30 protein-coding genes are annotated in these 26,144 nt (G+C 57.8%); 13 read left to right on the plus strand and 17 right to left on the minus strand.

All coding sequences use genetic code 11. From position 1 onward, the window contains the following. The 5 genes from ACLTXB_RS14940 to ACLTXB_RS14960 all read right to left on the minus strand — a co-directional run. Positions 1-727, minus strand: a 727-nt coding sequence (locus ACLTXB_RS14940) for a PLP-dependent transferase (protein WP_428227550.1), incomplete at its 3' end; no start/stop codon positions are given. Positions 728-821: 94 nt separating this feature from the next. Further along, entirely contained in the window at positions 822-1,313 is a 492-nt protein-coding gene (locus ACLTXB_RS14945; protein WP_008981612.1) for a GerMN domain-containing protein, read from the minus strand. Further along, complete coding sequence (locus tag ACLTXB_RS14950; RefSeq protein WP_428227551.1) at positions 1,310-2,812, minus strand: sensor histidine kinase; 1,503 nt, start codon at positions 2,810-2,812, stop codon at positions 1,310-1,312. Before ACLTXB_RS14950 ends, ACLTXB_RS14945 begins: the two co-directional genes overlap by 4 nt. Before the next feature lie 24 nt (positions 2,813-2,836). Then, positions 2,837-3,538: a response regulator transcription factor gene (locus tag ACLTXB_RS14955; RefSeq protein WP_020989891.1), complete on the minus strand. Its 702-nt coding sequence runs from the start codon at positions 3,536-3,538 to the stop codon at positions 2,837-2,839. A 17-nt stretch (positions 3,539-3,555) separates the two neighbouring features. Further along, positions 3,556-3,954, minus strand: a complete 399-nt coding sequence (locus ACLTXB_RS14960; RefSeq protein WP_302667176.1) for a ComEA family DNA-binding protein — start codon at positions 3,952-3,954, stop codon at positions 3,556-3,558. A gap of 135 nt (positions 3,955-4,089) precedes the next feature. On the opposite strand from ACLTXB_RS14960, the gene ACLTXB_RS14965 reads away from it, so the two are divergent. Continuing rightward, positions 4,090-5,451, plus strand: coding sequence for a D-alanyl-D-alanine carboxypeptidase family protein (locus ACLTXB_RS14965; RefSeq protein ID WP_428227552.1), 1,362 nt, complete (start codon positions 4,090-4,092; stop codon positions 5,449-5,451). Between the two features lie 364 nt (positions 5,452-5,815). Here ACLTXB_RS14965 and ACLTXB_RS14970 read toward each other — a convergent pair whose 3' ends face one another. The 4 genes from ACLTXB_RS14970 to ACLTXB_RS14985 are packed head-to-tail and all read right to left on the minus strand — an operon-like array spanning position 5,816 to position 9,615. After that, complete coding sequence (locus ACLTXB_RS14970; protein WP_087334574.1) at positions 5,816-6,340, minus strand: YcjF family protein; 525 nt, start codon at positions 6,338-6,340, stop codon at positions 5,816-5,818. 23 nt (positions 6,341-6,363) lie between these two features. Continuing rightward, entirely contained in the window at positions 6,364-7,803 is a 1,440-nt protein-coding gene (locus ACLTXB_RS14975; RefSeq protein ID WP_428227553.1) for a hypothetical protein, read from the minus strand. A gap of 11 nt (positions 7,804-7,814) precedes the next feature. Then, positions 7,815-8,654: a hypothetical protein gene (locus ACLTXB_RS14980; RefSeq protein ID WP_087334571.1), complete on the minus strand. Its 840-nt coding sequence runs from the start codon at positions 8,652-8,654 to the stop codon at positions 7,815-7,817. Between the two features lie 34 nt (positions 8,655-8,688). After that, positions 8,689-9,615, minus strand: coding sequence for a helix-turn-helix transcriptional regulator (locus ACLTXB_RS14985; RefSeq protein ID WP_428227554.1), 927 nt, complete (start codon positions 9,613-9,615; stop codon positions 8,689-8,691). Between the two features lie 130 nt (positions 9,616-9,745). Here ACLTXB_RS14985 and ACLTXB_RS14990 point away from each other — a divergent pair, with 130 nt between their 5' ends. From ACLTXB_RS14990 to ACLTXB_RS15020, 7 genes are all read left to right on the plus strand, one after another. Next, on the plus strand, positions 9,746-9,979 hold the full coding sequence (locus ACLTXB_RS14990) for a helix-turn-helix domain-containing protein (protein WP_087334567.1): 234 nt from the start codon (positions 9,746-9,748) through the stop codon (positions 9,977-9,979). Between the two features lie 170 nt (positions 9,980-10,149). Further along, positions 10,150-10,446, plus strand: a complete 297-nt coding sequence (locus tag ACLTXB_RS14995) for a DUF6809 family protein (RefSeq protein WP_087334566.1) — start codon at positions 10,150-10,152, stop codon at positions 10,444-10,446. A 986-nt stretch (positions 10,447-11,432) separates the two neighbouring features. Next, positions 11,433-11,762, plus strand: coding sequence for a plasmid mobilization protein (locus ACLTXB_RS15000; RefSeq protein ID WP_087334564.1), 330 nt, complete (start codon positions 11,433-11,435; stop codon positions 11,760-11,762). 19 nt (positions 11,763-11,781) lie between these two features. Next, a complete protein-coding gene (locus tag ACLTXB_RS15005; protein WP_428227555.1) occupies positions 11,782-11,904 on the plus strand; it encodes a hypothetical protein in 123 nt (40 codons plus the stop codon). An 18-nt stretch (positions 11,905-11,922) separates the two neighbouring features. Further along, positions 11,923-12,093, plus strand: coding sequence for a hypothetical protein (locus ACLTXB_RS15010; protein WP_428227556.1), 171 nt, complete (start codon positions 11,923-11,925; stop codon positions 12,091-12,093). A 278-nt stretch (positions 12,094-12,371) separates the two neighbouring features. Then, positions 12,372-12,548 (plus strand): hypothetical protein, encoded by a 177-nt coding sequence (locus tag ACLTXB_RS15015; protein WP_162609414.1) that lies wholly within the window; start codon positions 12,372-12,374, stop codon positions 12,546-12,548. Positions 12,549-12,630: 82 nt separating this feature from the next. Further along, positions 12,631-14,280: a recombinase family protein gene (locus ACLTXB_RS15020; RefSeq protein WP_298732297.1), complete on the plus strand. Its 1,650-nt coding sequence runs from the start codon at positions 12,631-12,633 to the stop codon at positions 14,278-14,280. A gap of 108 nt (positions 14,281-14,388) precedes the next feature. Here the strand turns inward: ACLTXB_RS15020 and ACLTXB_RS15025 are convergent, their stop codons facing one another. The 7 genes from ACLTXB_RS15025 to ACLTXB_RS15055 form a co-directional block, all read right to left on the minus strand. Next, on the minus strand, positions 14,389-15,420 hold the full coding sequence (locus tag ACLTXB_RS15025) for an aldose epimerase family protein (protein ID WP_428227557.1): 1,032 nt from the start codon (positions 15,418-15,420) through the stop codon (positions 14,389-14,391). Positions 15,421-15,455: 35 nt separating this feature from the next. Then, positions 15,456-16,499 carry an S-methyl-5-thioribose-1-phosphate isomerase gene (gene mtnA / locus ACLTXB_RS15030; RefSeq protein WP_428227558.1) on the minus strand — a complete coding sequence of 348 codons (1,044 nt, stop codon included), beginning with the start codon at positions 16,497-16,499 and terminating at the stop codon, positions 15,456-15,458. Continuing rightward, the gene (locus ACLTXB_RS15035) at positions 16,492-17,199 is read right to left on the minus strand and encodes a class II aldolase/adducin family protein (RefSeq protein WP_428227559.1); all 708 of its coding nucleotides are present in this window, start codon (positions 17,197-17,199) and stop codon (positions 16,492-16,494) included. Before ACLTXB_RS15035 ends, mtnA begins: the two co-directional genes overlap by 8 nt. Continuing rightward, complete coding sequence (locus ACLTXB_RS15040; protein ID WP_428227560.1) at positions 17,196-18,029, minus strand: EFR1 family ferrodoxin; 834 nt, start codon at positions 18,027-18,029, stop codon at positions 17,196-17,198. Before ACLTXB_RS15040 ends, ACLTXB_RS15035 begins: the two co-directional genes overlap by 4 nt. A gap of 44 nt (positions 18,030-18,073) precedes the next feature. Further along, positions 18,074-18,364: a putative quinol monooxygenase gene (locus ACLTXB_RS15045; RefSeq protein ID WP_428227561.1), complete on the minus strand. Its 291-nt coding sequence runs from the start codon at positions 18,362-18,364 to the stop codon at positions 18,074-18,076. Between the two features lie 15 nt (positions 18,365-18,379). Beyond that, positions 18,380-18,802 (minus strand): Holliday junction resolvase RuvX, encoded by a 423-nt coding sequence (gene ruvX / locus ACLTXB_RS15050; RefSeq protein ID WP_008981622.1) that lies wholly within the window; start codon positions 18,800-18,802, stop codon positions 18,380-18,382. A 74-nt stretch (positions 18,803-18,876) separates the two neighbouring features. Next, positions 18,877-20,010, minus strand: coding sequence for a tyrosine-type recombinase/integrase (locus ACLTXB_RS15055; RefSeq protein WP_428227562.1), 1,134 nt, complete (start codon positions 20,008-20,010; stop codon positions 18,877-18,879). Between the two features lie 429 nt (positions 20,011-20,439). On the opposite strand from ACLTXB_RS15055, the gene ACLTXB_RS15060 reads away from it, so the two are divergent. Continuing rightward, on the plus strand, positions 20,440-22,026 hold the full coding sequence (locus ACLTXB_RS15060; RefSeq protein ID WP_428227563.1) for an NAD(P)/FAD-dependent oxidoreductase: 1,587 nt from the start codon (positions 20,440-20,442) through the stop codon (positions 22,024-22,026). Positions 22,027-22,083: 57 nt separating this feature from the next. Here ACLTXB_RS15060 and ACLTXB_RS15065 read toward each other — a convergent pair whose 3' ends face one another. Then, the gene (locus ACLTXB_RS15065; protein WP_020989893.1) at positions 22,084-22,653 is read right to left on the minus strand and encodes a uracil-DNA glycosylase; all 570 of its coding nucleotides are present in this window, start codon (positions 22,651-22,653) and stop codon (positions 22,084-22,086) included. Between the two features lie 340 nt (positions 22,654-22,993). Between ACLTXB_RS15065 and mraZ the strand changes: the two genes are divergently transcribed. The 4 genes from mraZ to ACLTXB_RS15085 form a co-directional block, all read left to right on the plus strand. Further along, positions 22,994-23,407, plus strand: coding sequence for a division/cell wall cluster transcriptional repressor MraZ (gene mraZ / locus ACLTXB_RS15070; protein WP_008981626.1), 414 nt, complete (start codon positions 22,994-22,996; stop codon positions 23,405-23,407). 6 nt (positions 23,408-23,413) lie between these two features. Then, positions 23,414-24,397, plus strand: coding sequence for a 16S rRNA (cytosine(1402)-N(4))-methyltransferase RsmH (gene rsmH, locus ACLTXB_RS15075; RefSeq protein ID WP_428227564.1), 984 nt, complete (start codon positions 23,414-23,416; stop codon positions 24,395-24,397). A gap of 5 nt (positions 24,398-24,402) precedes the next feature. Then, positions 24,403-24,960 (plus strand): hypothetical protein, encoded by a 558-nt coding sequence (locus ACLTXB_RS15080; protein WP_020989894.1) that lies wholly within the window; start codon positions 24,403-24,405, stop codon positions 24,958-24,960. 92 nt (positions 24,961-25,052) lie between these two features. Next, positions 25,053-26,144: penicillin-binding transpeptidase domain-containing protein (locus ACLTXB_RS15085; RefSeq protein WP_428227565.1), on the plus strand; the 1,092-nt coding region annotated here is incomplete at its 3' end.

Raw genomic sequence — 26,144 nt, forward strand, 5'->3', positions numbered from 1 at the left:
CGTCGGGGGTGGTGAGGCCGGGGAATTTGTCGGCGTGGGCGTTCCAGTCAAACTTGCCGCTGTCCACAATGGCGCCGCCCACGGTGAGGGCGTGGCCGTCCATGTACTTGGTGGTGGAGTGGGTGACGATGTCGCAGCCCCACTCAAAGGGACGGCAGTTCACAGGAGTGGCAAAGGTGTTGTCCATGATCAGGGGCACGCCGTGAGCGTGGGCAGCCTTGGCAAACTTCTCAATGTCCAGGATGGTGAGGGCGGGGTTGGCGATAGTCTCGCCGAAGACCGCCTTAGTGTTGGGCCGGAAAGCGGCGTTGAGCTCCTCCTCGGAGCACTCGGGGTCCACAAAGGTGAACTCAATGCCCATACGCTTCATGGTGACGGCGAACAGGTTGAAGGTGCCGCCGTAGATGGAGGTGGAGGAGATCACGTGGTCGCCGCAGCCGGCGATGTTGAAGATAGCATAGAAGTTGGCCGCCTGGCCGGAGGAGAGGAGCATGGCGGCGCTGCCGCCCTCCAGAGCGGCGATCTTGGCCGCCACGGTATCGTTGGTGGGGTTCTGCAGGCGGGTGTAGAAGTAGCCGCTGGCCTCCAGATCGAACAGCTTGCCCATCTCCTCGCTGGTCTCATAGCGGAAGGTGGTGGACTGGACGATGGGGAAGTTGCGGGGCTCCCCGTTGCCGGGACGATAGCCGGCGTGGAGGCATTCGGTGGCGATCTGATAGTTGCTCATGGAAACTCCTTCTTTCTGTTCTTCAAGCCCGTTTCCGGGCGCTTTATCACATTGAACTGATAATGTATAAGGGTAACGAGATTTGGACCATTTGTCAAGAGGTCTCCTGGGGGAGCCACGCAGGATCCAGCACTGCTTCCTGGGAGGTCATGGTCTGGTGGCTGCGGGAGTGGTAGGTGTGGCCGTCGGACTGGATCTGCACCGAATCCACCCCGGCGATCTGGCTCATGGTGAGAACCAGACAGTAGTCGGCCAGGGCAAGGGATACGTCGGCCAGACCGCCGTACTGCTCCGAGAGATTCAGGGTGAGAAGGCCGTCGGACAGCTCCCAGCTGATCAGTGTCACGCCCTGCGGGAAGGGAGAGACCAGTCCATTTTGAGTGGGACCGGCCATGAGAGCGGCGAAGAGCTCTTCCACACCGGGTTCCTCTCTGCCGGGGTAGTTCTGGCCCGCAATGGCCGCGCCGTGGGTGGAGGTTTCCGGATCCACCCGGAAATAAAGCTGATAGCCGCCGTTTTTCGAGCTGGTTTTACAACCGGACAGGGTCAGCAGCAGGACCAGCAGCAGAACAAAGACACGCCTCATGAGAAGTCACCTCCCACTTCGGGGGTCTCGCAGGGGAAGCCTACGGTGAACACGCTGCCCTCACTCTGGCGGCGCTGGGCGGTGACCCAGCCGCCGTGACGGCGCACTGTATCCCGCACGATGGACAGCCCAAGGCCGGTGCCGCCGGCGGCCCGGGAGCGGGCCTTGTCCACCCGGTAGAAGCGGTTAAAGACCTTGGGCAGCTCGTCCTCCGGGATGCCCACGCCGGTGTCGGCTACCTCCAGCAGCACCTGGTCCCCATCCCGGCGCACGGTGACAAAGACTCGGCCGCCGGGGAAGTTATACTTGATGGCGTTTTCGATGAGGTTAAAGCAGATCTGGTACAGGTCGTCCTCGGTACACCGCAGGGTGCAGCCGGGCTTCCAGTTGGCCTCCACCGTCACGTCGGCAGCCTCGGCCACCGGGGTGAGCATGTTGATAGCCCGCTGGGCCACCTGGGCCATGTCCACGATCTGTGTCTCGCCCACCGGCAGGCTGTCCAGCCGGGTGAGGGCCAGCAGGTGCTCGGTGATACGGGTGAGGCGCTCGGCCTCGTCGCCAATGTCCCCCACAAAGTCCCGCACCGTCTCCGCGTCCATCTCCTGGTTTTGCAGGATGGAGTCGGCCAGAAGGCGGATGGAGGCCAGCGGGGTCTTCAGCTCGTGGGAGGCGTCAGAGACAAAGCGGCGGCGGATCTCCTCCGTGGTCTGGAGACGGTCGGTGAGCTGGTTGAATTCCTCGGCCAGGTGGGCTAGTTCGTCCTTGCCCGAAGGCTGGAGACGGTGGCCATACTCCCCTTCACCCACGATGCGGATGGCGCCCAGCAGAGCGCCGATGCGGGAGGTGAGCACTTTGGAAAATAGGAAACTGATGGTCAGGGCGATGGCCACCAGCACCAAAGAGATAGAGCGCAGGTTCTGCTGCAGATTCATCAGCAGAGCGCCCTGGGTGGTGTCCTCCTCGGTGAGGTAGATGGCGCCGATGGTCATGCCGCGGTAGACGATGGGACAGGCGGCGGTGGAGAGAAAGCGGCCGTCCTGATACTGAGAGTAGACCACGTCGTTTCCCTCCAGAGCCAGTACCACCTCCTGAAACAGGGCGTAGCGGTATTCCTCCTCCGGCTGAGCGTCTGACTGGCTGTCTTTGGACTCCTCCTCCGAGTTGGACTGGGCCAGACTGTCGTAGAGAATGAGACCGGAGGGATCGGTGACCAGCACCCGGCTCAGGCCAGTGCTGTCCAGCATGTTCATGACCCTGGCCACCTGGTCGGCATTGAGGGACTCCAGCTCCATGAGGGCGGAGGCCATCACCGCGGCCTGATTTTTCAGCGAGTCCCGCTTGGAGGAGAAGAGCAGATTCTGGGAGGCGATGAGAGGGTAGGTGTTCAGCAGCACCAGCACCACCGCCAGAATGGCCAGATAGCTCATGGCATATTTGACCTGCAGCCGGGAGAAGAAGGGGATCTTCTGCTGGGCCTTGCCCGGGGTTCGGCTATCCAAGGGGCGGCCCCTCCTTTCCTGGAATCATTTCTTTTGTTCGGGGTGGCTGCTGAGATAGTAGCCCACCCCCCACTTGGTGCGGATATACTGGGGGTTGGCCGGGTCCAGCTCCAGCTTTTCCCGCAGCCGCCGCACATGGACGTCCACCGTGCGGTAGTCCCCGATATACTCATAGCCCCACACCACGTTGAGCAGGTTCTCCCGGCTGTACACCCGGCCGGGGTTGCGCATGAGAAGCTCCATCAGGTCAAATTCCTTGGCGGTAAGGTCCACGCTCACCCCGTCCTTCCAGGCGGAGCGCTCGTTGGGATCCAGACGGATGTGGCCCACGGTGAGCTGGCCGGCCGCCTGGTGCTGGACCGCCGCGCCTGAGCGGCGCAGCAGAGCACGCACCCGTGCCTTCAGCTCCAGAATGTTGAAGGGCTTTGTGATATAGTCGTCCGCGCCGCACTCAAAGCCGATGATTTTGTCGGTGTCCTCGCTGCGGGCGGTGAGCATGATAATGGGCACGTTGGAAAACTCCCGGATACGCATGCAGGCCTGGAGCCCGTCAATCTTGGGCATCATCAGGTCCAGAATAATGAGGTCGAACTTGCCCTCCCGGGCCAGCTCCACCGCCTCCTCGCCGTCGTAGCCGGTCTCCACCTGATAGCCCTCGTTTTTTAAGTTGAAGGTGATTCCCTTCACCAGGACGCGCTCGTCGTCCACCACTAATATTTTTGCCATATGATAAAGCTCCCTTGTCAATCTAAGGTGATATAGTCCAAAAGCCCCTCCAGGGTGGCCTCGCCGATCCCGGAGACCTCCAGCAGCTGCTCTGCGCTCTGGAAGGGACCGTGCTCGGTGCGGTAGTCCACGATGGCCTGGGCCTTGGTGGGACCGATGCCGGGCAGGCGGTCCAGCTCATACACGTCGGCCGTGTTTACCGGGATGCGCTCCCCCTCCAGAAGGCTTTCGGGCTGGCTGCTCTCCCCGGTCTGTGTCTGCTCCGCGGAGGAGACTGCGGTGCTCTGGCTGTGCTGGACGGTGACCGTGTAGGGGTCACTTGCGGTGCGGCTGGCAAAAAACCAGCCCGCGGTGAAGAAAACAAAGGCGGCGGTGAGTCCAAGAGCCGCGGCCTCATACCGGGAAATACCAGCCATTTTTTCCGCTCCTTCCGCTTGCGGCGGCGTGATTGGTTTGCTATAATAAATTTATCTGTCATTGAGAGAAACCCGGACGATGGGGGTGCCGGACCCTCTGAACCTATATTATATCATACATATGGAGAATTTCCCATGAAAAAATATCGCCTTTTTGCCCTGGTGCTGGTGGTCTCCATAATGACCACCCTGCTGCTGCCCTTCCAGTCCCTGGCGCTGGAGCCGCCGGAATTTCATGGCAAGAACGCCATCCTGGTGGACGCCAACTACGACGAGGTCCTTTACGAGGTGGGCGGCCACGACAAGGTCTACCCCGCCAGCATCACCAAGGTAATGACCGCCCTGCTTACTCTGGAGACCATTGAGTCGGGCAAGCTTACCGCCCAGACCCAGATCACAGCCTCTGCCACGGCCGCCACTATCCCCAAGGGCAGCTCTACGGCCAATATTAAGGCTGGAGAGGTGCTGACGGTGGAGCAGCTTCTGTACTGTCTGCTGCTCCCCTCGGCCAATGAGGCCGCCCAGATTTTGGCCGAGACGGTGGGCGGTGACATCGACACCTTTGTGGGCATGATGAACGACAAGGCCAAGGAGCTGGGATGCGAGAACACCCACTTTGCCAATCCACATGGCTTCCATGACCCGGACCACTACACCACGCCCTATGACATTACTCTTTTTATGAAGGCGGCCATGGAGTACGACCTGTTCCAGAAGATCGTCACCAGCCCCAATTACACCATTCCTGCCACCAACCTCAGCGAGCAGCGCACCGTGCGCAACACCAACGCCCTTACCTCCAACTGGACGTACACCGGCTACCTCTATACGCCTGGTACCGGCGGCAAGACGGGCAGCACCGACGAGGCAGGCAAGTGCCTGGTGGAGACCGCCAAGAAGGGGGACACCTACCTCATCTCCGTGGTTATGGGGGAGCCGGAGACCATTACCCTGGCCGACGGCAGCGAGAAGGTGGCCCAGTTCTATGACACCATCCAGCTGCTGAACTGGGGGTTTGAAAATTTCCAGCGCACCGTCATTTCAGAGGACAGTGAGGTAGTGGCCAAGGTGAATGTCACCCTGTCTACCCAGAGCGACCAGGTGATGGTGCGGCCCTCGGGCTCCATCGCCCGCACCCTGCCCAAGGACGTGAACGTGGACGAGATGGAGAAGGTCATTAACCTTTTCAACGACACCGTGGAAGCTCCGGTGGAGCAGGGCCAGGTACTGGGAACTATGCGGCTTCTCTATCAGGGGGAGGAGTACGGCACCCTGGACCTGATCGCCGACAGCTCGGTGGAGCGCTCGGAGCTTCTCTACCGCCTGGACCGCATCCAGAAGTTCTTCCAGAACTGGTGGGTCAAGCTGCTGCTGGTGATCGTTGTGGTGGCCGTGGTGGCTCTACTGCTGCGGATCTTCGTTTTCAGCAAGCGCCGCCGTTATGCTGGTGCAGGCGCCAGCCGGCGGGGCCGTTACAGCGGACGCCGCCGCAGATAAACAGAATAAAAGAACAGCCTCCCGGCTAAAGGAGCCCCCGCAAAAGGACAACAAAAAACCAATTTTGCGCATCAGCGTGGAAGAGCCTGCGGAAAATCCGCAGGCCCTTCTTTTTGCGCACGTCAGAAAAGGGCGAAAACAGCCGGTTAACTGTCCTCGCCCCCGCTATTTGAAAAGTGCTGCGAAAAACGATCTCTCGATACGGGTTAAGCCCCATAGGTACACAATGTGCACCTATGGGGCTTAACGCTGTGTACGGGAAACGCCTATGGATGCGAACAAATTGCATCCACAGGCGTTTATACTTTGCACGTGAGGTCTTAACGGTAATGCCGCCTCAGTAAAATATTTCTTTTCAGAACTTTTATTTTTTACTTTTTTTCATCTGCTCCTTAAATGCCTTTTTCAGCATCTCTCGGCCTTCCTTTTTGGTCAAGGCATTTTGATCCAACTTTCCCATTTTTATTGCTTTGCAAACCTCAATATAGGCTTTGCCAAGGGCAAGCGTGATCACACCCGCTGTACCGGCAGACACAGCTCCGCCGGCTACTGAACCTGCGCCAGGAACCAGTTTCATCAGATTAGATGCTACAGTCTTACCAATCACAGTGGCTCCACTGACACCAAGAGCCGCAACCACCAGAGATTGGAGTGCATCGCGTTGGATATTAAATCCAAACACCTTATTAATGGCAATCATCATGGCTACTTGCTGGCCAACCAAAAGCGGAGCGTCGGCAAATGGAATCGGCACAGCGCCTGTAGCTGTAGTGCTTGCTACAAATCCCAGCACGATATTGTTTGCTTTCTCAAACATCTCCCTATATTTGTAGCCTTGAAGCTCTTCCAGCAGGTCATCCTCATAATCGCATTTATTGGTAGTTTCCATGGCGTTTTCCTCCTGATTTATGTTTAATTCAGAAAATACTGGTCAATATCCCGTTTGTTTCGCAGAACTTTTTTCGGAGTCACACCGACATAATCGGCCAATACGATAGAACCATCAAATGCAATGTTGACATCTGGGTCAAACGCAAGCTCCAACATAGATGAAAATCTTTCCATTTCTTTCTTTAACATTGCGAGGAGCTTGTAATACCGTTCATCCAGCGTTTGATTTAGTGCGGCAAAACTCTCCTGATAGGCTTGGATCAGTATTTGCTCTTTCTCGCTAAGATTGTCCTTGGCAATCTGATACATGAACATCCCGGCAACATTTCCAATCATGGCTCCCAGAACGGGAATTGGGATCGCCACCTGGCCCAGCATTGCAGAAACAGCACTAATTGACACATCCAGGCACAGGATTTCGGAATTTTCAACAAACTCCTCCGCCGAAATTTCGCCTCGGCGGAATTTGATTCCCTGACCCGTTACGCCGAAAGCTGCTGTGACAAATGCATTTGCAACCGTAGCCGGTGTAGCAGTGAAGTTTGTCATTGCGTAAACGGTTCCACCACGGATTGCACCTTGAACAGTTCCTTTTGTGGTGTCAATGCCGATATCCTTCCAGTCCTCCGCAGTAAACTCCGAAAGGCGTTTGCCCTGTTTGTGTTTCTTCCATACGCCAAGGCAGAATGTCATACCGCCTTCCATCGCTACAGAGATTCCAGCTGCCTTGACACCTTCCTGCAATGTGGGCTTGCTGGCCTCATATGCTTCATTACGACGACGCTGATCCTCCGCTTTAATGTTGTTTTCTTCTTGCTGAATGGTTTTGCCAATTTTTCCGGCCTGTACGGCTGAATAATCTAAAACCGCAGGTTCTAAATCACTTGGAGAAACTCCAGTTTCCTCAAAGAAGGTATGAATCCACTTCCACAATTGATATGTACTGGTAGATTCCTTCGCTGCTTCTTCCTGAGAAAGCGCCAAAATCCTTTGGAGGTCGTTATAGAAATCTTTCGGAATTTGATATTTTCCGCCATTTCGAATAAAATCAGGGTATTGCTCCAAATGGGCTTTGACAGCCTCAAGGCCGAAATGCCCCCCGGATCGCACAAACTTTTGCTGAATTTCTGTACCATTTCTGAGAATGTCTGCAGGGCCATTGTTATTGATCCACTCGCAGACCGCGTCTAATCCTTTTATCAGGTTACGTGCGTTTTCAATGCCAACCTCCGCAGTCTCTGCGATAAAGCCATGCATTCCTTTTGCGCCGCCCCGATTGTTTTCAATCAAGGCAGCAATATTGACCTTCATCTTCTGAAGTTCGGCCAACGCCTGCTCAAGATTCATATTTTGTGAGGTCAGCTTTGCCAGAAGTTCGTTCAACCGCAACTGATTTAGATAATCAACCCATGCAGCAACACCCTGTTCCTGCGTGCTTTTTACAATTTGCGCGACATCCATACTGAATCCTCCTAAATGGTCTTGTTCAGCATTTCAGCTAACGCCAGAGTACTGTTAACCATAGCACCAAGACGGTATTGCTCTTTCTCAGACAGTTCCAGATAATTTGCATCCCTTAAAAGTGTGTTTGCCCGAGACATATCTCGCAAATCATCCATCAACATAACCGTTTCATCTATAAGATGCTGAATTTTGGCGCTGGATTCGTTGACCTCTGCCCCAGCAATGGTAATTTTCTTCGCTTCAGCAATTGCCTCATCTGCAATCTTCTTGTTTTTATGCCCTAATGCAACTACAGATGCTGCCGTGGTTACCCCGGTTATTCCCCAGCCAATGGGCCCAGCTAAGGCTAAGAGAGCTTGGCCACCTGCAACTCCTGCTCCCCCGGCAGACAACGCCCCACCGCCCAACCATGCCAGCGCCGCTTTTGTTGCTGCTGCACCAGATAATGTGGAGATTGCAGTTCCAGTGGAGGCAGTTCCGAAGGTGGTGGCCACCCACATGGCGGCAGAAGGTGCCATACTCGCCACAGCGGCTCCGCCAGCCACTCCGGCGGCAACGCTAATACCAGATTTCACAGCGGCTTTCATTGCTTCTGCGGCATACTCTTCTGCATCTCGAAACTTCTTTTGTTCAGCCTGAATATCAGAAATTGTTTTTTCAAATTCCTTTGGCTTGTTTGCGATACTATTGAGTAAAAGCTCTATTTCTTGGATCAACTTTACACTATCTTGCCGTAAGGAATAGAGTCGGGACCCCGTTTCCTGCATAGTTTGGTATGTATTATTGTACTTTTCCACTGCGTGTTCATAAATTGAAAGAGCTTCCTTTTTGGCCTTCGTATAAAGCATACTATACCCACTCCTTAATAAATTAGATTGTTCTTCAAATAAGAATAATATAGTTTCCCTGGCTTCTCAGCCACATCTCAATGCCCTTGCCAAACACCTCAGCCTCCAAAGTCCAGCCCTCCTCGTCTTGCTCCACGATCTTCGACGTAGGCAGACGATCCAGCACGGCCTCAATGGATGGACCAGTATATTTAAACCGGATACGTTCCAGTTTGCCACCGTACATAAACTGCACCCGCTTACGGAACTCCCCCTCCTGAAAGCGATCCTTGTATGGAACTTGGAAGTACTCATCCAGAACTATGAAAGACTTGATCCGGTCAATTCGATAAATGGTGGGAAACAAATCATCCGGGTTATCAAATGTGCTCTTATCTTCCAGAAATGCTGTCAGGTAGAAGTAGTATTCTGAGAACATGATACCCACCGGCAGCACTCGGCGGCGCACCAGCTTCGGCTCCTTCATGCGCTCGTACTCGATCTCCAGTACCCGGTGATCCTGTACCGCTTGGCCGATCTCCCACAGGCCAGGGAGAATGTGCTGACCATGATGCGGCTCAATATAATGGTGTTTCTCGTTGGCCAGCAGTTCTGCTACCGCACGCTTGCTCTGTTTCGGTACACAGCAGGAGATGAGCTTGTCCAGAATCGGCAGCATCTCATCCCGGCGCATGGAGCGGCTCTCAAGTAAGATCTTACATACCGCAAGGATCTCACTGTTATTGAGCAGCGGCAGAGCAGGCTGCTCCAGCCGGTAACCTCTTTCCTGCTTGTCGTAGACGATATCCTGCCGCAGCCCCTGTTCAGCAAAAAAACAGCGCAGCGATTCCATGTCACGCTGGATGCTTCTCTCCGTGACATGAAATTGCTGCGCTAATTCTTTTTTGGGGAGAACATCGCCGCTGACCAGCCTGGAATAAATCTGCAGCAGACGCTCCGACTTTACCAATGTGCCGTCCATACGATCCTCCATGAATAATCATGTGCTCACAAGCACATATTACTATCTAAAAAATATAATAATATATTTTATAGCTCATGTCAATTTCTGTCGTGATTCGCTACCATAGTTGCATATGGAGGAATCAACTATGAAATCCATCTACACTGAACAATACCGTCAGATCGGGTTAAAGATTGCCTACTACCGAAAGCTCCGGGGACTGACCCAGGAAGAACTGGCGGAGCAGGTCGGTCTTACCCCTGCTTATATCGGCCACCTGGAGGCACCTAACATCTCCAAAGCACTGTCTTTGGACACTTTGTTTGACATTGCTGCCGTACTGGATGTGGCACCGCAAAAATTTCTGACTTTTGAGGACTGATGTCAAGCTCATTATAGCATACGTCATGGACACTGGCTGTCACCCACTTCTCCTTTTTGAGTTTTTTATCAAAAAATGGTCATATTTTTTGGTACAGTACAATATCTGTTTTTAGCTGGATATTCTGCCGCTTTTGTGCTATGGTGTCTTGCTGACAGGAGGCAGGACATATGAACGACACCCTGAAACTATTGTATGATAGATTCTACACACCTTTGCCCATGGAGGAGGCCGAGCAGGAGATCGATGACTGCCACCGACAGCTCATCGAGCGGCTGGAAAAGCCAGAGAGAAAATTAGTATTGCGGATCATTGATACCCAAAATCTAATCGCGGAGGAACGATCCATAGACAGCTTTCTCTGCGGATTCAAATTGGCCTGGGAACTCTCAAATGAACTGAACCACTACAAAAGCAGACATCCGTCTCGGTGCGATAAGACCGAAATGGATGTCTGCTTTGATTGATTGTGCGAAAAACTCTATGTGAGAAGAAAAAACGGCAAAACACGCTACCTGACAGTATCCCTTTCTCTCACGCAATTTAGATCCGCTTTCAATTTCTCCAGGATCAGGTCTTTCTCCTCAAGTGTCCGTGATTTTTTATAGCTCTTCAGCGCCTGATCTTACAATCGCTCCGCGTTACGGATCCAGTTTTCGAACTCCGGCCTGCTCATGGTACCCTTGCGTGTGCGGGCAAAGTACATCTTTTCTACCAGTTCCGGTTGGTAACCTTCCGGCTCCAGTACGGCGTACTGAATGTTCGCCTGAGGAGCATCGATCTGGTTATCCTCCCCTAGGTCACATAGGTCTCGCAGGTTTTGGCATACGTGATGACGCCTGGTTTGAGGCGGATGGGTGGGTGTTCCGCTCGTCGGTATACTTGAGTGTGTGACCATTCTTTGTGTGGTGAGGTGACAAATCGTGCTCTGCCGCGCATGGCACCGCCGCCCCTGGCGGCGGTAAAACGCCTGCCCTGAAGGGCAGGCGTTTCACGCAAGCATAGCGCAAATGTACATTTTGCGCGCTTGCAGGGGAAACCCCTGTCCCCGATGCCGCCTTCGGGCGGAACTTTTCGGCAAGGTTGCCGGAAGATCGTCTGAGCTTAGATCGGGTTTAGTGAAATCATCAAATCCGATCTCATTTGAATATTTGGCAATTCCGGCGGCAGTTCATTGCGCTGAAAATAGGGTCCGGCAACCTTGCCGGACCCTATTTTCACCTGCATCAGGATGTCGTTTTTTCACTAAACTGTCTACATGATTGGGTACATTATAATCCGTACAAGGGTGTCCATGTTAGCACCCTAGAGGTCAAGAAATCCAGGGCAGGGTGCATCATGAGACCCCCCATTTTTCTTTTTTAATGCGGACACAGACTGTCCGCATTATCTGTTAGGATGGGTGCGAGAACCGGGGATGGACCTGGAGCCGTCTCCCGAGAGGAGGAGCAACATGAACACACAAACACACCGCACCTGTATCCGGATGAGCCAGGAGGAATACGACCTGCTGAAAGAGAAAAGCAGGGCTGCCGGACTGTCCGCCAACGCCTGGCTGATGAGAGAGCTGGAGCGAAACCGCCCTATACTCTACCGGGAGAAAGAGACGAGAGCGGCCATCGCCTTTGCGGATGAGGCTGGCCGGGACATCAACGCCGTGGCCAGGGCATTCAACAGCGGCTGCGGCACCGCCCAGCAGCTGGGCTTTTCCGTCCGCCGCCTGGCCCAGGTGGTGGAGCAATTCCGGCAGGTGCGAAAGCTGGGGTACCCCTATGCGGTATAAACACAAGCCACGCCCACCTATGCGGGACAACAGCTGTTCTCTGTCCGTCCGCATGACGGAGGAGCAGTACCAGCGGCTGTGCCGCTATCTGGCCATCACCAGACTGCCGGTCACAACTTATTTCCGCAAGCTGATCAAGTAAACCACGATCCACGCCCGAATGCCCAGGCAGAAGATAGACCCGCATCCCGCCGTAAACCATATCTACTCCAACATCCGGCAGATCGCCCGCTGCCCAAAGGCCAGAGAACTCGCCCCGGAGCAGATTGCGCAGCTGGAGTTTCTGGCGGACAAGCTCTGTGAGGAGTACTTCCTTCTCTCCACCCAGTAATAGCCTCTGTAAGGCCACAGGAGGCCCCGTGTGGCCTCGCAGGCCCAGAGGGGGGATAGGTAGAAACTGGGCGCTTTCAGCCGAATCGTCAGGAGCGTCACTTTTATGTCACAGGAGCAGAAAATTGCCTTTGACAATAGTGTCAAAGGCGATCCGCGGGAGGAGCGGAATATACCACAGAGCCGTGAGACCGCTTTTGATGAAATCACCAAAAGCGCTGCCCAGCAAGGTTTGGCAAAGTTGCCGAACCTTCCCGACCAGAGATGGAGGAAACGAAAATGTCAGAAGAAGCGAAAGATGATGTTCAACAGGTAAAAGCGGAACGCCTTCAGCGCTCCCATGGGCGGCTTATCCGTGTGGTGTCTGTGTTCCCGCAGCAAGGCAGCGCCACCCCGGAGGACAAGCTGAAAGCCCTCATCAACCTGGACGCGCAGCAGGGAAAGCTGTGTGCCTAAAGGACTGGACATTGCCCAGGCTTTGGGGTATTGTGTAGGCGCGATGCGCTGAATCGGTTTGACGAGAAAAAAGGAGGGCTGTATGAAACAGTCAAACCAGAATGAGATCACCGCCCTGTACTGCCGTCTTAGCCAGGATGACGGGGCGGACGGAGAGTCCAACAGCATCCAGAACCAGCGGAATATCCTGGAGCGGTACGCACGGGAGCACCGCTTCCCCAACCCCCGCTTTTATGTGGATGATGGCTATTCCGGGGGCAGCTTCAACCGCCCCGGCTTCCAGCAGATGATGACGGATATGGAAAACGGGAAGATCCGCACCATCATCACCAAGGACCTGTCCCGGCTGGGACGCAACCAGCTCCACACGGGGCTGTACATCGAGGAACGCTTCCCCATGTTCGGCGTCCGTTACATCGCCATCAACGACAATGTGGATACCGACCGGAGCGAGAGCACAGAGCTGATGCCCTTCAAGAACCTGTTCAACGAGTGGTTTATTCGGGACACCAGCCGGAAGATCCGGGCGGTGCAGCGGGCCAAGGCGGAGCGCGGGGAGCGGCTGGGCACCAGAGCGCCCTACGGTTACCGCAAGGACGAGCAGGACCGCAAGAAGCTGGTGGTGGACGAGGAGGCCGCCGCCGTGGTGCGCCGTATTTTCGCCCTGTGCGCCGCTGGGCAAGGACCCAGCCAGATAGCCCGACTGCTGAAGCGGGAACAAGTGCTATGCCCTACGGCCTACGCTTACAAAACCTTTGGCGTTGCCCATAGCAGTCTGAATTTGAATGATCCCTATGGGTGGTCCGACAGTACGATTGCCAACATGCTGGAGAATGAGATTTACCTGGGCAACACCATCAATCTCCGGTACAGCACCCGTTCCTACAAGGACAAGCGGAAAGTGGAACATCCCAGGGAGGAATGCATGGTGCTGGAAAATACCCACCCCGCCCTGGTGAGCCGTGAGGTCTGGGATATCGTCCAGCGGGTACGCCAGCACAAACGGCGACCTACCAAGATGGACGAGCAGAACAAGTACTCCGGGCTGGTGGTGTGCGCCGACTGCGGAAGCACCATGGTGCTCCACCGCGCCCATACCATGAGCCGGTCCTACAACCACTTCACCTGCCGGACTTACAAGAAGGACGGCACCCTCTGCACCGCCCACTATATCCGGGAGTGTGTGCTGGATGACGTGGTTCTGGAGGATCTGCGGCGGGTGACAGCAATGGCCAGGGAGCACACCCAGGAGTTTGCCGCATACATCGGCAGCAGACAGTCTGCGGAGATCCGAAAAGAGATGCGTGGGCTGGAACGGGAATTGGCCGCTATGAAGAAGCGGAGTAAGGAGCTGAACAGCATCTTCAAGCGCCTTTATGAGGACAGCGTCCTGGGGCGGATCACAGCGGAGCAATTCCAGACGCTCTCCGGCAGCTACACCCAGGAGATGGAAGCGCTGAATAAGACCATCCCAGAAAAGGAAACTGCCATTCAGAGGCTGCGGGAGCAGGTGTCCGGCACAGACCACTTTATCTCCCTGGCAAAGCGGTACACAGACATCCAGGAGCTGACACCGGAGCTGCTGCGGCTGTTCATCCGAAAGATCGTGATCCACGAAAAGGACGTGAAGTGGAGCAAGCACGCTCAGCAGACGGTGGAGATCCACTACAATGACATTGGCTGTGTGGAACTGCCACAGCCGAAAGGTCAGTCCACCGCCAAGGGTGCGTGAGACAAAAAGAAGTCCCCGGCAGATACTGCCGAAGCAATATCTGCCGGGGGTTCAGACACCTGCAAAGTTACCCCTGTCAGGGGGAACCAAAGCCGGGAGGCTGTTTGTTTACTTGGAGAAACGGAACACGGTGGTATGGTCCCAGGTTTCACCCGGGCGCAGCACGCAGGAGGGGAAATTGGGGTGGTTGGGGCTGTCGGGGTAGAACTGAGTCTCCAGACACACGCCCTCCCGGTTGTGGTAGGTGACGCCGCCCTTGCCGGTGGGGCAGCCGGCCAGGAAGTTGGCTGCGTAGCACTGAACGCCGGGCAGGGTGGTCTCCACCTCCATGGTGATGCCGCTCTTGTCGCCCACCAGCCGGGCGGCGGGACGGAGGGTGCCCATGGGGCCGTCAATGACCCAGTTGTGGTCGTAACCGCCGCAGTGCAGCAGCTGAGGGAAGAGACGGCCGATGCGCTGGCCGATGGTGTGGGGATAGAGGAAGTCCATGGGGGTGCCCGTCACCTCTTCGATCTTTCCGGTGGGGATGCTGCCGGGGACCACGGGGGTGTAGTGGGCGGCGTGGAGAACTAGAACGTGGTCCAGAATGGAGCCGCTGTTGTGGCCGTTTAAGTTAAAGTAGGTGTGGTTGGTGAGGTTGCAGACGGTGGGACGGTCGGTGGTGGCCTGGTAGCGGGCCACCAAAGCATTGCCATCCAGGGAGTAGGTCACCTGGGCGGTGAGGGCGCCGGGGAAACCCTCCTCCATGTCCTGGCTGTGGTAGGTGAAGCGGACCCCATCGGGGACCTCTTCGGCCTGCCATACCCGGGTGGAGAAGCCGGTGGGGCCGCCGTGGAGATGGTTGTCTCCGTCGTTGACGGCCAGGGTGTATTCTACACCGTCCAGGGTGAAGCGGCCGGCGGCAATGCGGTTGGCATAGCGGCCCACGGTGGCGCCCAGGTATTTATCCTGGCTCTCATAGGCATCCAGAGTATCATAGCCCAGGGCCACATCCACCATCTTGCCCTCCTTGTCCGGAACATTCAGGGAGACGAGGGTAGCGCCGTAGGTGAGGAAGGTGCAGGAGAGCTGGTCGTTGTCCAGGGTGATGATCTCCACGGCCTGGCCATCCCGGGTCTGTCCAAAGGGTTTGCGCTGCATAATGAGGACCTCCTATTTTAATTTAAAATCAAAGATCAAAACAGAGCTGCCAGAGACTGGGTGTAGGGGGGACGGCAGATCCCCTTTTCGGTAATAATGGCGGTGATGAGGGTGTGATCGGTGACGTCGAAGGCGGGGTTATAGCACGTTATTCCTGCCGGAGCCTGGGGCTCTTTATAAAAGAGAGAGCGGATCTCCTCTCCGCTGCGCTCCTCGATAGGGATATCTGCCCCGGTGGGGCAGCTTAAGTCGATGGTAGAGGTGGGGCCCAGCACGTAGAAGGGGATGTGGTAGTGGTGGGCCAGGATAGCCACACCGCTGGTGCCAATCTTGTTGGCGGTGTCCCCGTTGGCGGCCACCCGGTCGCAACCCACCATGCAGGCCTGCACCCAGCCGTTTTTCATCACCAGGGAGGCCATGTTGTCACAGATGAGGGTGACGTCTGCCCCCGCCTGCTGGAGTTCATAGGCGGTGAGCCGTGCCCCCTGGAGGAGAGGGCGGGTCTCGTCGGCAAAGATTTTCAGGGGGAAGCCCTCTTTGGCCGCCAGGTGGAGGGGACCCTGTCCGGTGCCGTAACAGGAGGTGGCCAGAGGGCCGGCGTTGCAGTGGGTGAGCACCCCGTCCCCCGGGTGGAGCAGGGAGAGGCCGTAGCGGGAAATTTTCTCGCACATGTCTATGTCCTCGGCCTGGATGGCCAGAGCCTCCGCCTCCAACCGGTCCAGAAGCTCCGGCAGGGGGAGGGGCAGCTCCAGCAGGGACGTCATACGCCGCAGCGCCCAGGACAGATTCACCGCCGTGGGCCGGGAGGAGGCAAGATAGTCCGCCTGCTCCCGCAGCCAAGTGTCAAAAGCGGGGCGCTCCATCTGGGGGCGCTGATGGGCCAGGGCGGACAGGCACATGCCTGCGCATACTCCAATGGCAGGGGCACCCCGCACCCGCAGGGCGTGGATGGCCTCATACATCTCCCCGGCAGTGGTCAGGGTGAGAAAGACCCGGCGTGCGGGCAACTGGGTCTGGTCCAAAATGATGACGCCGGTCCCATCGGGACTAAGGCGGACATTTTCCGGAAGGTCAGTCATGGGGTTCCTCCTTCGTTCGAGGCTGGGCCAGGGTGCGGTAGTGCTCCGACAGGCCACGGATGGCCTCTACCTGCTGCTCAGTCAGGGGGACACCCTCCCCCAGCAGGGCGATGTTCAAATAGATCTTTGCCGTGTGCTCCAGCTGTTCCATGCGGTCAAAGGCGCTCCACAGGTCGCTCCCCCAGGTGAGGGCACCGTGGTTGGCCAGCAGTACCCCGTTGTGGTCGGCCACAAAGGGCAGGATACTTTCCGGCACCTCCGGGGTGGAGGGCAGGGCATAGGGAGCTACCGGGATGGGGCCCAGCCCGCTGACCACCTCGGTGAGATAGGGTACGTCCAAAGGGCGGCGGCAGGCGGCAAAGGCAGTGGCAGCGGCTGGGTGGGCGTGGACCACCGCGCCTACATCGGGACGGGCGGCGTACACCGCCCAGTGCATGGGGGCCTCGGAGGAAGGGTGCCGGTTCCCCTCTAATACATGGCCCTCTCCGTCGCACACCACCAGCATCTCCGGGGTGATGCGGCCCTTGCTCACCCCCGAGGGGGTAATGAGGAACCGGCCGTCCTCCAGGCGCAGGGAGAGGTTTCCGTCGTTGCTGGCCACATAGCCCCGCTGGTAGAGGAGGTGGCAGGCCTCACACAGCTGGGATTTGGCAAAGGCCAGGGCGCTGGGTGCGCCCTGGCCCGGTATGTAACCGCTCACAGGAAGATCTTGCTGGGGGCACGCCGTCCGGCGTACTGGTCCTCCAGCTCATGCTGGTGGTAGAGGTAGCCCTCGTGATCGAAGTACTTGGCGCCCTTGGGGCACTTCTTCACGCAGGCGCAGCACTTGATGCACTTGCCCACCACGTTGGATACGTCATTGGGGTCAATGGAGCCCATGGGGCACAGCCGGGCGCACAGACCGCACTTGACGCACTTGTCCGGGTCGGTCTTGGGCTTGGCCTTCAAAAAGTCCTTGATGGGCTCGCCGTAGCGGTCCCGGGGGGTGTAGTAGGGGCGGATGGGGTCGCAGCCCTCCACCTCCACCGCCTGGGTGGGGGCTTCGGTGAGACCTTTCACCTTCTCAGCGGCCTTGTGAGCCAGCTCGTCCACCAGGGCCATGTCGTCGGCGTCGGGACGGCCCGCGCCCAGAATGGTGGAGAAGGAGTGCTCGCCCACGAAGGCGCCGGCGGCAACCGGCATAAAGCCGTTGTCCCGCATGACGTTTTTCAGCTCCATCAGGCCGTCGTCAAAGTTGCGGTTGCCGTAGAGCACCACAGGGATGGCCAGGGCGCCCTGGGCCTTCACCTTGTCCCGCACATAGGGCAGCAGCAGGTTGGGCACGCGGCCGGCATAGACGGGCACGCCCATGACCACCAGGTCGTCGGGGCCGAAGGTGAGCTCGTCCTCCCGGCTCTTGGGCAGGTTGAAGCTGAAGGTCTGGTACTGAGCGCCCAGCTCCTGGGCCACAGTCTTGGCCAGGGTGGTGACCACCTTCTCGGTGGTGCCGGTGGCGCTGAAGTACACCGACCAGACGGTTTTGATCTCCATGATGTAATATCCTCCTCACAAATATTCCCGCCGGAGAAGTGGGGTCACTCCTCGGCGGTGCCGGATACGATCTGGGTGTCCACCACACAGTCCGCCTTGATCTTCCCCAGGGCGGCCATGTGGGGCGTGGTCAGGTGGGCCTGCTGGGCCGCCCGGTCCCGCCAGCGCTCCACCAGCAGCAGGGTGTCGTCCTCCTCCGCGGGCAGGTAGTAGGCGTACTGGAGGCAGCCGTCCTCCTGGCGTACGGCATCCAGAATGCCCTGGGCCTGTACCTCCTTTAAAAAGGTATCCCGCATACCGGGCTTCATGGTGTAGGTTACGTTAAGAAGCAGCATCGTTTGCCCTCCTGTTCAGCGGTTTTTCATGCGCTGAAAATCCAGATATCCCTCTAAAATCAGCGAAGCGGCCACCGCGTCCACGGTTTTCTTCCGCTTCTTTGCGTTTTTGCCCCCCTCGGCCAGAATGCGGTGGGCATCCACGGTAGTGCGCCGCTCGTCCCACAGCACCGGCTCCAGACCGGTGGCCTGGGCGACCTGGGCGGCAAAGTCCCGGTAGAGCTGGGCACGGGGTCCCTCCGTGCCGTCCATATTCCGGGGAAAGCCCATGACCAGCTGGTCCACCTGGTGCTCTTTGACCAGCCGCGCCAGCTCCGAGAGCACCACCTCCGCCTTGCGGGAGTGGATGGTGGTAGTCATCCCGGCCAGAAAGCCGGTGGGGTCGGAGATGGCAACGCCGGTGTGGGCGTCGCCGTAGTCGATGGCCATGACGCGCAAACAATCAACTCCTTCCAATCTCTTCCCCTACACTATACAAGAAAAAACGCGGCCTTACAAGAGGAAGACGCGGCTTATTTCAGCGCGTCGGACACCCGCAGCATCAGGTCCTCGTGGGTGCGGTCCACCAGGTGGGTGTAGATGCGTCCGGTGGTGGAGGGGGTGGAGTGGCCCAGGGCCTTGCCGATGTCAAAGAGGGAAGCTCCCTGGCAGGAGGCGATGGTGGCAAAGGTGTGGCGCAGGCCGTGGAAGGTGAGGCGAGGGAGGTTGTTGCGGCGCACAAAACGGGTGAAGGCCAGAGACAGGGCGTTGGGGGAGTAGGGGCGCTGCTTATGGTCCAGGACCACGTAGCCCTCGGGGTTAAAATTGTCCGGGTCCTGGCAGCGCAGGGCCTCCTGGCGGCTCTGCTCCTGCTCCAGCAGCAGGCACAGCTCATCGGCCAGATAGAGGGTGCGCACTGAGGCGCGGTTTTTGGTCTCCTTCTGCACGATGTTGGCTCCGTAGGCGGTGCGGGCCTCCCGGATGATGACCAGGCGGCGCTGGAGGTCCACGTTGTCCCACTTCAAACCGCAGATCTCCTCCCGGCGCATACCCAGACTGCCCGCCAGCTTTACCGGCAGCTCCAGAGGTTTTCCCTGGATGAGCTGGTAGAGCTGCTTGAGTTCCAGGTTGTCGTAGAAGGAGGTCTCCTTGGGACGGGGACGGGGCGGCTCCACCCGGTTCATGGGGGAGACGGGGATCATCTCCTGGCGCACCGCCGAGCGCAGGGCGCTGGAGAGCAGGTCGTGGTGGCGGCGCATGGTGTTGGAGGAGAGATTGGCCTCCCGCTGGGTGGTGGTGTAGTACTCCTGGACCTGTTTGGCGCTGAGCTTGGTCAGGGGCGTGTCTCCCAGGGCGGGGTCAATGTGGTTGTCGATGATCTTCTGGTAGGCGTACACCGTGGTCTCCGCCCGGTTGGGACGCACGATGGAGTCCATCCAGTATTCCAGCCACTGGGACAGGGTCATCTCCTGGGCGGGAACAAACTGGGGCTGTTCCCGGGTGGCATGAAATTCCTTCAGACCGTTTCGGGCCGCGGCCAGGGTGGGGAAGGTACGGTATTGCTTGATGCGCTTACCATTTTCATCCCGCCCCAGGTCAATGCTGACGTAGTAGAGATGGCGTATGTCGTCGTATGAGATATTTCGTTCTACTGTTTTCCTGGCCATAGTCGGTCCTCCTTTTAAAACTGATGGATGGGCAATTACCAAACACACACAGGGTGCCCTCCGTGTTTATTTTTGGCAGCTCTGGGAATAAAAAATTCATGTCCGCCCACAAAAGTGCCTGGGAGCAAAAAAACCGGACGCCCGGGTGTGGACATTATGTGGGAACCCTTTCCACGAAAAAACGCGCCTGCCTGGCATGATGTCGGCAGGGCAGCTGGAAGAGAAGGATTGAAGCGGGAAAATTGTTAAGATACACCAAAAGAGAAGGGCGGATAAAATGGGTGGCTTGTCACATTGTATCATATTCTGTCGAAAAAGTCATGCCTTATATCTCCTGGTAAAATTTTCAGAGCAAAAAGAGGAAAACACAGAGAAAAAACAAGCTTTTAAGTATGGCGGGGGTATGGTACACTGGGGGCGGGTGATAACATGATACGGATTCAAAATATTCCCCTGCCTGTGGGCGGGAGTTTGGAACAGCTGCGCCGCAAAGCGGCCCGGACGCTGGGGCTGCGTCCCGGGGCATTGAAGCAGGTGCGGCTGGTGCGTCAGTCCATCGACGCACGGAAAAAGCAGGATGTACACTATGTGTATACCTTGGATGTGGAAGTGGAGCAGGAGGAGGCGGTGCTGTCGGCCTGCACGGCCCGCAACGTCTCCCTGGTCTATCCGGTACCCTACGCATTCCCTGAGGTAAAGCGCCGTTCCACCAACATGCCGGTGGTGGCGGGAATGGGGCCGGCGGGCCTGTTTTCCGCTCTGTTTCTGGCCCGGAACGGTATTCCCTGCGTGGTGCTGGAGCGGGGCCAGGATGTGGATACCCGCACCAAAGATGTGGAGCGGTTCTGGAAGGACGGCGCTCTGGACCCCAGCTCCAACGTGCAGTTTGGCGAAGGGGGTGCAGGCACCTTCTCCGACGGCAAGCTGACCACCGGGACCCACGACCCCCGCATTGCCGCGGTGATGGACGCCCTCATTGAAGCGGGAGCGCCGGAGGACGTGAAGTGGTCCCACAAGCCCCACATCGGTACCGATATTTTGCGCCAGGTGGTGAAAACCATCCGTCAGGAGCTCATCTCCCTGGGCTGTGACGTGCGCTTTGGCAGCTGCCTCACCGGACTGGAGCACAGAGGCGGACAGCTCAGCGGCATTTGGGTGGAGGGCCCGGAGGGGCGCTACCGTCTGGACTGTGATGCCCTGGTGCTGGCCCCCGGCCACTCCGCCCGGGATACCTTCCGGATGCTGGAGCAGGAGGGGGTGCCCATGGAGCAGAAGAGCTTTGCTATTGGTGTGCGCATCGAGCACAAGCAGAAGCTCATCTCCCAGGCCCAGTACGGCCCCTTCTGGGACCAGCTGCCGCCCACCGACTACAAGCTGGCCTGCCATCTGCCCAACGGCCGCTCCGCCTTTACCTTCTGTGTGTGCCCCGGCGGCCAGGTGGTAGCCTCGGCCTCCGAGCCGGGCCAGCTGGTGACCAACGGCATGAGCTACCGCAGCCGGGATGGAGAGAACATCAACGGCGGTTTCCTGGTGGGAGTTGGTCCGGAGGACTTTCAGACCTTCGGTGCCGACCCACTGGCCGGAGTGCGCTTCCAGGAGCAGTGGGAGCGCGCCGCGTTCCAGGCGGGAGGCGGCGGCTTCATGGCTCCGGCCCAGCGGGTGGAGGATTTTCTGGCAAAGCGCGCCTCCCAGGGACCTGGAGAAGTGCGGCCTACCTACCAGCCCGGCGTGACCTGGACTACACTGGAGGACTGTCTGCCTGATTATGTCACCGATACCCTTCGGGGGGCGTTGCCTGTTCTGGACCGGAAGCTCCACGGTTTTGCCCATCCCGACGGGGTGCTCACCGGGGTGGAGACCCGGTCGTCCTCTCCGGTGCGGATCGTCCGGGACGAGACGTACCAGTCCAACCTGCGGGGGTTGTATCCCTGCGGCGAGGGTGCAGGATATGCTGGGGGAATTGTGAGTGCCGCCGTGGACGGCATCCGGGTGGCCGAAGCGGTGGCCCGGGGATAATGAAATAAAAACAAACACAGGGCGCTGCTTTTGGCAGCGCCCTGTGTTTTATACCTTTTAATACGTATGATCGCAGATCTCCTGGATCTTGGCCTGGAGACGCTTCAGGTCCTCGAAGGTCTCGGGGCGGCGGCGGGGGTCCCGCAGAATGGCCGCCGGGTGGAACAGGGCCATCATCTGCACGCCGGACTTTTCAAACCACTGGCCGTGCTCCTTGGTGATCTTGAAGTCGGGCTTGATGAGCCGCATGGCGGCAATGCGGCCCAGACACACGATGATCTTGGGACGAATGAGGGCCACCTGGTTGCGCAGATAGCCGATGCAGGCGTCCTGCTCCGTGTTCAGGGGGTCCCGGTTCTGAGGCGGACGGCACTTGACCATGTTGGCAATGTACACGTTCTTCTCCCGGCTCAGGTCGATGACCTCCAGCATGTCGTCCAGCAGCTTGCCGCCCCGGCCCACAAAGGGCAGTCCCTGCAGGTCCTCGTTCTCGCCGGGGCCTTCTCCAATGAGCATGACCTCCGCATCCCGGGGGCCGGTGCCGAAGACCACGTTATGGCGGGTCTGGGACAGGGCGCATTTCTGGCAGGAGAGGCACTCCTGCTCCAATTCTTTCCAATCCAGCATAGCGTTTCCCTCACTCCGTGTTGATTTGTTCGAGTGTACCATAAAATGACGAAGGACGCAATGGTGGAAGATGGCAGATAAAAACCACAAGATATTGTGCCAAAAAAGAAACGAAAGCACAACGAAAAAACGAAATGAGAAATTATGTAAAATAAAATAGAACGTATGTTTTATGTGAAAAAGCGGTCGAAACCCAGGGAAACCTGCGGTTTTTTTCTGTGCAAATCGGAAAAAAAGGGTTGCTTTTTATGTCAACAGCTTTTATACTAAAACACAAGGGTGGGGGAAAGTGGAGCTATTCCCCACAAAAAGGGTTTCAAGTGGGGGAGAGGTGAATGGGATGACCGGCACGTACGAGCACAGCATCGACGCCAAAGGCCGCCTGTTCATCCCCGCCAAGCTCCGGGAGGAGCTGGGTGTCTCCTTTTACCTGGCCATGGGTATCGACACCTGTCTGGCCATCTACCCCCAGGCCACCTGGGACAAGTTTACCGAAAAATTTGCCTCCCTGCCCATGACACAATCCAGAGTGATGCGTCCCCTGTTTGCCAACGCGGTGAAATGCGAGCTGGACAGCCAGGGACGCATTGTTATTCCTCAGAAGCTGCGCAAGTACGCTCAGCTGGAAAAGGATGCGGTCATTCTGGGTGTGAACGACCGGGCTGAAATCTGGAGCGCCAAGCTCTGGCAGGAAGACGAGGAGGAAATGACCCCCGCCAAGATGGCCGAGTGCATGAGCGCTTTGGGGTTCTGATCTGATATGAGTGAGACATTTACCCACCGTCCGGTGCTGCTGGACGAGTGTATCGAAGCTTTGAATATCCGCCCCGACGGGATCTACCTGGATGGAACCCTGGGACGGGCGGGCCACAGCCGGGAGATTGCCCGGCGGCTGACCACGGGACGGCTCATCTGTGTGGACCGGGACCAGGCCGCTCTGGACGCGGCTCAGGACCGGCTGAAGGACTGGATGGACCGGGTCACCCTGGTGCACAGCAACTTTGATCAGCTGGATGCCATTCTGGACCGCTTGGGACTGGCCGGTGTGGACGGCATGCTGTTTGATCTGGGCGTATCCTCCCCGCAACTGGACGACGGCTCCCGGGGATTTTCCTACATGGCCGACGCCCCCCTGGATATGCGCATGGACCGCTCTGAGGGGCTTACCGCCGCCGATGTGGTGAACCAGTGGTCTCAGGAGGAGCTGCGGCGCATTTTGAGCCAGTACGGCGAGGAGCGCTACGCCTCCTCCATTGCCGCCGCCATCGTCCGCCGCCGCCAGGACAAGCCCATTGAGACCACCCTGGAGCTGGTGGATATCATCAAAAGTGCCATGCCCGCCCGGGCGCTGAAAGAGAAGCAGCACCCGGCTAAGCGGAGCTTTCAGGCCATCCGCATCGCCGTAAACGATGAGCTGGCCAGTGTGGACCGGATGGTCCGTGCCGCGGTTCCCCGCCTCAACAGGGGGGGACGGCTGGCCGTGATCACCTTCCACTCGTTGGAGGACCGGATCGTGAAGACCGATCTGGCCGAATTTGCCAAGGGATGTACCTGTCCGCCGGATTTCCCGGTGTGTGTGTGCGGGAAGACCCCGGACGTGAAGCTGACACCCCGCAAGCCCATCCTTCCCTCTGAGCGGGAGGTGGAGGAAAACCCCCGCGCCCGAAGCGCCAAGCTGCGGGTGGCCGAGAAATTAAAAGACCCCACGCAATCGTTTTGTGAAATCGGGAGAGAAATGGAGTGACCGGAATGGCAAGCCGCCATCGCACCAACACAGCCTCATATAATACCTACGGCAGCGTGGCATACGCTCCCGCTTACGAAGGCGGCGCCCTTCGCAGCCCCAAAGAGCGGACCCTTCAGCCCCAGCCCAAGGTTCGCACCCACGAGCGTACCCGCAGTCTCACCCGGACGAAAGTTCAGGTCCGGGAGGCAGGCGAGATTTCTCCCTTTGCCGTGGTTGGATTTTTGGCGGTGGGTGTGTTTGCGGTGCTGGTGATTTTCAGCTATGCCCAGTTCACCGTGGCCAACAGCCAGCTCTCCTCCCTGCGCAGTGAGCTGAGCGATCTGCAGGCGCAGAACGTGACCCTCTCGGCTGAGTATGAGCGGGTCTTTGACATGGAGCGTATCCAGGCCGCCGTGGGAGACACCATGGTCCGGCCCACCAACGACCAAGTGGTCTACCTGGATCTGTCCCAGCCCGACAACGTGGTGCTGAGCGAGGATCAGGAGCGGTCCACCGGTATCCGGGGAGCCCTGGAGGGTCTGGAGGACATTTTCCATCAAGTGATCGAATATTTCCGCTGAGATAGCGCATATAGTGAGCTGTAAAGCGGCACATCAGACAAGGGCGCAAGAAAGAAATTTCTTGCGCCCTTCTACCGCAAAGGAGGACTCAGATGTACAGACAACGGCAGCCCGAACCCCGGAAAAACCCCAGCGAGCGCAGCCGCCAGTCCAAACGGCTGGTGTTCCGCCGCTCTATGGTACTCATGGGCGTGTTTGGCCTGGGATTATATATTCCTCTGCTGATCCAGCTGTGGAACATCGCCATCGTGCACCACGATGAGTATCAGACCAAAGCCATCGAGCAGCAGCTGATGGACGTGACCGTGTCAGCCAACCGGGGCGAGATCCTGGATGCCAACGGCGATGTGCTGGCCATGTCGGCCACGGTATACAACCTGATCCTGGCCCCCAAGGACCTGGTGGCCAGTGTGAGTGAGAGTAAGTTCAAGGATGAGGACGGCAACCTGGACGAGGATGCCTACAACGTCGAGATCCAGCGCAAGCGGGATGTGGTGGTGGACGGCCTGTGTGAGCTGATGCCTGACCTGGACCGGGAGAAGCTGGAACAGCGCATGGAGAAGACCAACTCCCAGTATGAGGTGCTGGCTACCCAGATCGAGGAGCAGGACGCCAAGGCCATCCGGGCCTTTATCGAGGAGAACAATACCTCCTACTACCTCTATCTCACCCCCAGTACTAAGCGCTACTACCCCTACGGTTCCCTGGCCAGCCAGGTGCTGGGCTTCGTTAACTCCGAGGGCGGCGCCTACGGCCTGGAGGCCTGGTACGAGGACCTGCTCAAGGGCGTGCCCGGCCGTGTGGTGACGGGCAAGACCGCCCAGAACGTGGAGATGTATAACAGCTACTCCAATTACATCGATGCCATCAACGGCTACGATCTGACCCTGACCCTGGACGCTACCATCCAGTCCTACGCTCAGCAGGCGCTGGAAAAGGGCATTGAGATGTACGACGTGCAAAACGGCGGCTTCTGCCTGGTGATGGACCCCCAGACCGGAAAGGTGCTGGCCATGGCCAGTTCCCCCAACTTTGATCCCAATAACTACTCGGTCATTACCGACAGCTTCCTGCTGGAGGATGTGGACACCGATACGGCCACCATCTACCAGCAGCTGAAGGCGGAGAACGACACAAAACCTGCCGACGAGCAGCTCACCGACGCGGAGCTTCAGGAGCAGGCC

The sequence above is a fragment of the Flintibacter sp. genome, from assembly GCF_046973065.1.

Excerpts from the sequence above, each read along its gene's own strand:
- ACLTXB_RS14945 (WP_008981612.1), bottom strand. The coding sequence starts at position 1,313 with ATGAGGCGTGTCTTTGTTCTGCTGCTGGTCCTGCTGCTGACCCTGTCC.
- ACLTXB_RS14955 (WP_020989891.1), bottom strand. The coding sequence starts at position 3,538 with ATGGCAAAAATATTAGTGGTGGACGACGAGCGCGTCCTGGTGAAGGGA.
- ACLTXB_RS14960 (WP_302667176.1), bottom strand. The coding sequence starts at position 3,954 with ATGGCTGGTATTTCCCGGTATGAGGCCGCGGCTCTTGGACTCACCGCC.
- ACLTXB_RS14965 (WP_428227552.1), top strand. The coding sequence starts at position 4,090 with ATGAAAAAATATCGCCTTTTTGCCCTGGTGCTGGTGGTCTCCATAATG.
- ACLTXB_RS14970 (WP_087334574.1), bottom strand. The coding sequence starts at position 6,340 with ATGGAAACTACCAATAAATGCGATTATGAGGATGACCTGCTGGAAGAG.
- ACLTXB_RS14975 (WP_428227553.1), bottom strand. The coding sequence starts at position 7,803 with ATGGATGTCGCGCAAATTGTAAAAAGCACGCAGGAACAGGGTGTTGCT.
- ACLTXB_RS14980 (WP_087334571.1), bottom strand. The coding sequence starts at position 8,654 with ATGCTTTATACGAAGGCCAAAAAGGAAGCTCTTTCAATTTATGAACAC.
- ACLTXB_RS14985 (WP_428227554.1), bottom strand. The coding sequence starts at position 9,615 with ATGGACGGCACATTGGTAAAGTCGGAGCGTCTGCTGCAGATTTATTCC.
- ACLTXB_RS14990 (WP_087334567.1), top strand. The coding sequence starts at position 9,746 with ATGAAATCCATCTACACTGAACAATACCGTCAGATCGGGTTAAAGATT.
- ACLTXB_RS14995 (WP_087334566.1), top strand. The coding sequence starts at position 10,150 with ATGAACGACACCCTGAAACTATTGTATGATAGATTCTACACACCTTTG.
- ACLTXB_RS15000 (WP_087334564.1), top strand. The coding sequence starts at position 11,433 with ATGAACACACAAACACACCGCACCTGTATCCGGATGAGCCAGGAGGAA.
- ACLTXB_RS15005 (WP_428227555.1), top strand. The coding sequence starts at position 11,782 with ATGCGGGACAACAGCTGTTCTCTGTCCGTCCGCATGACGGAGGAGCAG.
- ACLTXB_RS15010 (WP_428227556.1), top strand. The coding sequence starts at position 11,923 with ATGCCCAGGCAGAAGATAGACCCGCATCCCGCCGTAAACCATATCTAC.
- ACLTXB_RS15015 (WP_162609414.1), top strand. The coding sequence starts at position 12,372 with ATGTCAGAAGAAGCGAAAGATGATGTTCAACAGGTAAAAGCGGAACGC.
- ACLTXB_RS15020 (WP_298732297.1), top strand. The coding sequence starts at position 12,631 with ATGAAACAGTCAAACCAGAATGAGATCACCGCCCTGTACTGCCGTCTT.
- ACLTXB_RS15025 (WP_428227557.1), bottom strand. The coding sequence starts at position 15,420 with ATGCAGCGCAAACCCTTTGGACAGACCCGGGATGGCCAGGCCGTGGAG.
- mtnA (WP_428227558.1), bottom strand. The coding sequence starts at position 16,499 with ATGACTGACCTTCCGGAAAATGTCCGCCTTAGTCCCGATGGGACCGGC.
- ACLTXB_RS15040 (WP_428227560.1), bottom strand. The coding sequence starts at position 18,029 with ATGGAGATCAAAACCGTCTGGTCGGTGTACTTCAGCGCCACCGGCACC.
- ACLTXB_RS15045 (WP_428227561.1), bottom strand. The coding sequence starts at position 18,364 with ATGCTGCTTCTTAACGTAACCTACACCATGAAGCCCGGTATGCGGGAT.
- ACLTXB_RS15055 (WP_428227562.1), bottom strand. The coding sequence starts at position 20,010 with ATGGCCAGGAAAACAGTAGAACGAAATATCTCATACGACGACATACGC.
- ACLTXB_RS15060 (WP_428227563.1), top strand. The coding sequence starts at position 20,440 with ATGATACGGATTCAAAATATTCCCCTGCCTGTGGGCGGGAGTTTGGAA.
- ACLTXB_RS15065 (WP_020989893.1), bottom strand. The coding sequence starts at position 22,653 with ATGCTGGATTGGAAAGAATTGGAGCAGGAGTGCCTCTCCTGCCAGAAA.
- mraZ (WP_008981626.1), top strand. The coding sequence starts at position 22,994 with ATGACCGGCACGTACGAGCACAGCATCGACGCCAAAGGCCGCCTGTTC.
- rsmH (WP_428227564.1), top strand. The coding sequence starts at position 23,414 with ATGAGTGAGACATTTACCCACCGTCCGGTGCTGCTGGACGAGTGTATC.
- ACLTXB_RS15080 (WP_020989894.1), top strand. The coding sequence starts at position 24,403 with ATGGCAAGCCGCCATCGCACCAACACAGCCTCATATAATACCTACGGC.